1 protein-coding gene is annotated in these 1,243 nt (G+C 69.4%); it reads right to left on the bottom strand.

The window, feature by feature from the left end; genetic code table 11:
• Positions 1-101 precede the first annotated feature (101 nt).
• Positions 102-1,043, bottom strand: coding sequence for a trypsin-like serine peptidase (locus ACFWX1_RS38815; RefSeq protein WP_378394843.1), 942 nt, complete (start codon positions 1,041-1,043; stop codon positions 102-104).
• Positions 1,044-1,243: the final 200 nt, after the last annotated feature.

The following is a 1,243-nucleotide window of genomic DNA, read 5'->3' as shown; positions in this document are numbered from 1 at the left end:
CCCGCAGCCCCGCCCGCCCGCGCCCCGCGCGCGCCGGGCGCGCCCGGGCGCGGCCCCCCCCCCCCCAGCGGCCCCGCCCGCCCCCCCCCCCGCGGGCGGGGTCAGCCCGCCTGAGCCTTGCCGTAGAGCGTCTGCGCGTCCGCGCCGAAGTACGGCCCGAACATGTAGTTCGGCAGGAACGTGTAGCCGAAGCTGTTCACCGAGGCCTGCACCCCGGTCCCGGTGGCCTCGTCGAAGTTCAGGAACCACGGTCCCCCGCTCGACCCGCCGGTCATGTTGCAGCCCATGCCGTGGTCCTGGGTCAGCAGGAAGTCGGTGATCGTCGGCCCGCTGCAGTAGATCAGCTTCGTGCCGTCGTAGGGCGCGGCGGCCGGATAACCGAAGGTGTACATCGTCTGGTTGCGTGCCTGGTTGAACGCGATGCCCTGGGCGCCGACGACGTCGGTGAGGCGCTTGCCGTCGAGTTGGTTGACCACCGCCATGCCGACGTCGTAGTTCATGTCCTCGCTCGCTTCCCACTGCGGGGTGGTGAGCGTCTTGCTCGCGGTCCACTGGCCGTACGGCGCGTTCCCGTTGTCGTAGCCGGGGACGAAGACCCAGTCCGTGTGCCAGGTGCCCTGGTACTTGACGCAGTGCCCGGCGGTGACCACGACGCTGCCGTTCGTGCTCGTGACCGCGTCACCGGAGCAGGAAGCCTTGCGGCCGTTGAAAGTGAAGAACACGCGACCGGCCGTCTTGGTCACCTTGCCGCCGCCCGTCCACGCGCCGCCGCCGTTCGGCACGCTTTGCGGGATGACGGTGCCCAGTCCCTTCGCGACGTCTTTGAGGACGCCGCGCGGAGCCTGGAGGAGTTTGTCCAGCGGAATGGCGGACCGCATCGCCTCGGCGGTCCAGTACCCGCTGACGGCCTTCGCCTTGGCCGGGGTGTCGGCGGCCCGGTGGACGGCGGGCCCCGGTGCCGCCTCGGCGGGCAGGCCGAGGACGGTCATGGCCAAGCCGGTGATCGCGGCGAGAACTGTTGCCCGGACGGAGGTTCTTTTCATGGACGCCTCACTTCCCGCGAAAGTGAACTGGGCAGCTGTGACACTTTCCACGGAAAGGCACAGCTACTCGAAAGTAGTTCTCCGCTCACGGAACGGCAGCCGCTGTTCGGCGGCAGCTGACGCGGCATCCGGGCTAACGCTGCTGAAGGGGACTTTCCGTGCACGAGACGCGCTGAAGGGGACTTTCCTCGCATCGCATG

The organism is Amycolatopsis sp. NPDC059021, from assembly GCF_042739895.1.
GTDB lineage: Bacteria > Actinomycetota > Actinomycetes > Mycobacteriales > Pseudonocardiaceae > Amycolatopsis.
The sequence above is the reverse complement of the archived record's forward strand: the minus strand, read 5'-3'. Positions and strand labels throughout refer to the sequence as shown.

Excerpts from the sequence above, each read along its gene's own strand:
- ACFWX1_RS38815 (WP_378394843.1), bottom strand. The coding sequence starts at position 1,043 with ATGAAAAGAACCTCCGTCCGGGCAACAGTTCTCGCCGCGATCACCGGC.